A 4,611-nucleotide genomic window follows, 5' to 3' on the forward strand; every position below is an offset into this window, starting at 1 on the left:
ACACCACTGATTTCCACAACATCCTTCGAAAATTCAACCTGCTTCCCCCGAGTATTGAACCTACAGCCACGGGGCATATCGTAGAGCAAATTGAGATTATTAAGGCCATCCTTTCCAAAGGGTATGCCTATGAAAAAAACGGCTCCGTTTACTTTAATGTTCAGAAATTCGATTCGGACGTTGAATACGGCAAGCTCAGTGGTCGCAAACTGGAGGATATGATTGCCAACACCCGGGAACTCACCGCCCAGGATGAAAAGGAAAACCCCCAGGACTTTGCACTCTGGAAAAAGGCTGAGCCCAGGCATATTATGCGTTGGCCTTCTCCATGGGGCGAAGGTTTCCCCGGTTGGCACCTGGAGTGTACCGTAATGAGCACCAAATACCTCGGTGAGACCTTTGACATCCACGGGGGAGGAATGGATTTGAAATTTCCGCATCACGAGTGTGAGATTGCCCAGGCCGAGGCGCGTTTTGGTCACAGCCCGGTGAACTACTGGCTGCATGCCAACATGCTCACCCTCAATGGGAAGAAGATGTCCAAGTCTACGGGGAACAATCTGCTTCCGGAGGAGATTTTTGATGGAAACAACCCCATTTTGAGCAAAGCCTATTCGGCAAGCGTGGTCCGTTTCTTTATGATGCAGGCCCATTACACCAGTATCCTCGACCTGAGTGATGAGGCCCTGCTGGCGGCTGAAAAAGGATATCACCGGTTGATGGATGCCCTTGAAGTTCTGGAAAGCCTCAAGGTGTCTGAGAAATCCGAGCTGGACGTCATGGCTTGGAAACAAAGGTGCTACGACGCGATGAACGACGATTTCAACAGTCCTATCCTCATCGCCCAACTCTTCGAAGCCGTAAAATGGATTCACCTTGTACGGGAAGGTCGCAAAACACTCAGTGCTGCTGATAAAAATATATTGAAAAGCAGTATGAACGAATTTGTCTTCGAGGTTCTCGGGTTAGAGAAATCCCTGGATGCGGCTGCATCGGATGGCAAGGTAGAAGGTTTGATGCAACTGCTGATTCAAATGCGCAACAAAGCACGAGCCGATAAGGATTACCAGACTTCAGACCAGATCCGCGATACGCTATCTGAACTTGGGATCCAACTCAAGGATGGGAAAGAAGGCACCAGTTATCAACTCTGACAATAGCCCTTTAGAACATGCTGCGCTGTAGCAGGCGTTGGTAGTCTCCCGGAGTAATTTGTTGTTTGTGTTTAAAAACCCGGTTGAAATAAGACCGGCTCTCGAAGCCACAGCACATATAAACTTCCTTAATACTGATCTCCGGATTCTGTAGCAGGCTTACCGCCAGTTTTACCCTTTCGTTATTGATAAACTCCACGGGGGAAATACCGAGTTCATTTTTAAAAACCCGGTGAAAGTGGGAGGCGCTCATACAGGCTTCCTTACTCAGGGTAGCGATGTCCAGTGATTCGTGCAAATGCGTCCGGATATATCGTACCACATGTGCCAGCCGGCTGTTTTCCCGAAGGGTAAAGGTGTCCGAGCCGTAGATCTTCAGTTCATTGGTCTGGAGAATCCGGATAATCAATTCGCGAAGCATATTGTCAACAAAGTAGTCTTTATAGGGATGGTCTTCGGTAAACAGGAAAACCAGCCGTTGCAGAATCTGGAAGACCGCCGCATCGTTGACAAAATGAAAGTTGTAATCCATGAGCCCCCAGTGCAGTCCCCCTGTCTTGGGCATGGTCTCATTCATCCAATCGAGTACTTTGGTGATTTTCTCCTCAGAAATCGCCATGGCCAGGCAACGGGTAGGATTCTCGTACTCCGCTTCCGGGAAGTCTATACACATAAGTTCTCCGGAAGGCAATACAAGGGATTCCCCGGGCAAAAACTGAAAAGACTCGTAGTCCCTTAGATGCATCACCTTTTTCCCCTCAATCATACTGGCCAATACAGGCTGGTCAAACTGAAGCAGCACCTGTTCAGCCTGCTGGTGCGTCTCAAAAATATGCATGGCCGCATGGTCCAGGGTAAAACTGGATTGATTTTCCACCAGGGACTCCAGCTTGCGGTTGTTCAGAAAATGTTCGGGCAGGCGCATAGGACTCTATGGAGACGGCAATTTTTTAACAATTATTAGAGTAAATTTAAAAATTATAGTGCTATTTTATGTTAAAATATCAATTATGATAGGATTGGTCATATGGGCGGGAGAATCGGTCAGATCATTCCAAAACAGAACAGCTACTTTGGGATCACTAAGGTCTCCGTTCTGGTAGAGGAGCCCGTCTGAATGACAATAGTGCAGATTAACATAAATATTTAAAAGATGAGTACAACGGCAACAAATGAAAAAGAAACCCTGAACAAACCCAAGTTTAAGAATCAGTATGAGAACTACATTGGAGGAAAGTGGACCCCTCCTGTAAAAGGTCAGTATTTTGACAATGTCTCTCCCGTAGACGGACAAAACTTCACCAAAATTCCACGCTCGACAGCAGAAGACGTCGAACTTGCGTTGGATGCAGCCTGGAAAGCTGCTCCGGAATGGAATAATTCCTCCGCCACCACGCGCAGTAATATGCTCCTGAAGATTGCCGATGCCATGGAAAGAAACCTGGAGGATCTGGCCCGGGCCGAGACCTGGGACAATGGGAAGGCTATTCGTGAGACGATGGCTGCAGATATGCCCCTGGCAGTAGACCACTTCCGCTATTTTGCGGGAGTTATCCGGGCTGAAGAGGGAACCGTGAGCGAATTGGATTCATCTACCGTGAGTTTGAATGTCTGGGAGCCCCTGGGGGTCGTCGGACAGATTATTCCATGGAACTTCCCTATCCTTATGGCGGCCTGGAAGTTGGCCCCGGCCCTTGCTGCAGGTAACTGCGTGGTCCTGAAACCCGCTGAGCAAACCCCGGTGGGTATGCTGATTTTGGCAGAACTGATTGAAGGTATTCTTCCGGATGGTGTTTTGAATATCGTCAACGGATTCGGTGCAGAAGCGGGTAAACCCCTGGCATCGAGCCCGCGAATTGGAAAAATTGCCTTTACGGGCGAAACGACCACCGGGCAACTCATTATGCAATACGCCTCCAAAAATATCACTCCGGTAACGCTGGAACTCGGAGGCAAGTCCCCGAACGTATTTTTTGAGAGTGTGATGGATGCCGACGATGCCTTTTTCGACAAATGCATCGAAGGAGCTGTGATGTTTGCGCTGAATCAGGGGGAGGTTTGTACATGTCCTTCCCGTATGCTGGTTCAGGAGAGTATTTTTGATGCTTTTATGGAACGAGTGGTGGAGCGCACTAAGGCTATAAAACTCGGACATCCCCTGGATTCACAAACCATGATGGGCGCCCAGGCTTCCAACGACCAGTATGAAAAAATCCTGAGTTATATCGAAATCGGCAAGGAAGAGGGATGCGAAGTACTCGCCGGAGGAAAGGCCGCGTACAACGAAGGTCTTGAAGGCGGGTACTACATAGAACCTACCATTTTGAAAGGGAACAATAAAATGCGTGTTTTCCAGGAGGAGATATTCGGGCCGGTGGTCTGCGTGACATCCTTTAAGGACGAGGCGGAAGCCCTTGAGATTGCCAACGATACCCTGTACGGGCTGGGAGCCGGCGTCTGGACCCGGGATACCCATCAGGCGTATCAGATCTCCCGGGGCATCCAGGCCGGAAGGGTCTGGGTCAACTGTTACCACCTCTATCCCGCCCATGCCCCTTTTGGCGGGTATAAGAAATCCGGTATTGGAAGGGAAAATCATAAAATGATGCTGGACCACTATCGCCAGACCAAAAACATGCTGATTTCCTACGACAAAAATGCCATGGGCTTTTTCTAGGAGTTATTTATTATCTGAGCAAAGCAATATGAACACCCGGAGAGTAATCGTCACCCCAGCCGCCCAAGAGGTTATAGAACAGCTTAGGGCAGCACACGGCCCACTGATGTTTCATCAGAGTGGAGGGTGTTGTGACGGTTCCTCTCCGATGTGTTATCCGGAAGGGGAACTCTTGTTGGATGATTCAGATATCTGGCTCGGTGAAGTAGCAGGATGTGATTTTTATATCGCCAAAGACCAGTTTGAATACTGGAAACACACCCAATTGACCGTGGATGTAGTCCCGGGAAGGGGATCGAGCTTTTCTCTGGAGATCCCGCTCGGGCTTCGGTTCTTAATTCGTTCACGCCTGTATTCTGAAGCTGAAAGCAACCAACTGGCACCCGCATTTCCCGCTACTCAAAAACCGAACTGATTGGTTTCGGTTGCTGGAAAACGTACCTTGTACCGATAGGCCACAGGTACTATGAAAAATAGGATTTTAGCTCTTTTTATTTCACTGATCCGGGGATATCAAAAGTATATTTCCCCCCTTACGCCTCCCAGTTGCAGATACCTCCCTACCTGTTCCCAATACTCCATAGAAGCCCTGCAAAAACACGGCCTTCGCAAAGGAGGATGGTTGGCTTTGAAGCGTGTAGGGAGTTGTCATCCATGGGGTGGTTCTGGCTACGATCCTGTTCCCGAAAAGGATGACAACTAAGCCTGCGCGCCATCTCGCCTGTCGCTCGAAAGGTCCACCGGACCTTTCTGTTCCGCTCCAGCGCCATGGGGTGGTTC

At 49.1% G+C, this 4,611-nt stretch carries 5 protein-coding genes; 4 read left to right on the top strand and 1 reads right to left on the bottom strand.

The annotated features are described in order from the left end of the window. Nucleotides 1–1,154 (top strand): cysteine--tRNA ligase (locus WBV75_RS12160; RefSeq protein ID WP_424120861.1); only part of this gene is annotated, 1,154 nt, incomplete at its 5' end. 10 nt (nucleotides 1,155–1,164) lie between these two features. Here WBV75_RS12160 and WBV75_RS12165 read toward each other — a convergent pair. Continuing rightward, entirely contained in the window at nucleotides 1,165–2,079 is a 915-nt protein-coding gene (locus WBV75_RS12165; protein WP_424120862.1) for an AraC family transcriptional regulator N-terminal domain-containing protein, read from the bottom strand. A gap of 228 nt (nucleotides 2,080–2,307) precedes the next feature. Between WBV75_RS12165 and WBV75_RS12170 the strand changes: the two genes are divergently transcribed. The 3 genes from WBV75_RS12170 to yidD are packed head-to-tail and all read left to right on the top strand — an operon-like array spanning nucleotide 2,308 to nucleotide 4,534. After that, nucleotides 2,308–3,831: an aldehyde dehydrogenase family protein gene (locus tag WBV75_RS12170; protein WP_424120863.1), complete on the top strand. Its 1,524-nt coding sequence runs from the start codon at nucleotides 2,308–2,310 to the stop codon at nucleotides 3,829–3,831. A gap of 28 nt (nucleotides 3,832–3,859) precedes the next feature. Further along, nucleotides 3,860–4,246: a DUF779 domain-containing protein gene (locus tag WBV75_RS12175; RefSeq protein WP_424120864.1), complete on the top strand. Its 387-nt coding sequence runs from the start codon at nucleotides 3,860–3,862 to the stop codon at nucleotides 4,244–4,246. A 51-nt stretch (nucleotides 4,247–4,297) separates the two neighbouring features. Then, on the top strand, nucleotides 4,298–4,534 hold the full coding sequence (yidD, locus tag WBV75_RS12180; RefSeq protein ID WP_424120865.1) for a membrane protein insertion efficiency factor YidD: 237 nt from the start codon (nucleotides 4,298–4,300) through the stop codon (nucleotides 4,532–4,534). The last annotated feature ends 77 nt before the right edge of the window (nucleotides 4,535–4,611 follow it).

The sequence above is a fragment of the Robiginitalea sp. genome (genome assembly GCF_049588695.1).
In the GTDB taxonomy this organism is placed as follows: domain Bacteria; phylum Bacteroidota; class Bacteroidia; order Flavobacteriales; family Flavobacteriaceae; genus Robiginitalea.

Excerpts from the sequence above, each read along its gene's own strand:
- WBV75_RS12165 (WP_424120862.1), bottom strand. The coding sequence starts at position 2,079 with ATGCGCCTGCCCGAACATTTTCTGAACAACCGCAAGCTGGAGTCCCTG.
- WBV75_RS12170 (WP_424120863.1), top strand. The coding sequence starts at position 2,308 with ATGAGTACAACGGCAACAAATGAAAAAGAAACCCTGAACAAACCCAAG.
- WBV75_RS12175 (WP_424120864.1), top strand. The coding sequence starts at position 3,860 with ATGAACACCCGGAGAGTAATCGTCACCCCAGCCGCCCAAGAGGTTATA.
- yidD (WP_424120865.1), top strand. The coding sequence starts at position 4,298 with ATGAAAAATAGGATTTTAGCTCTTTTTATTTCACTGATCCGGGGATAT.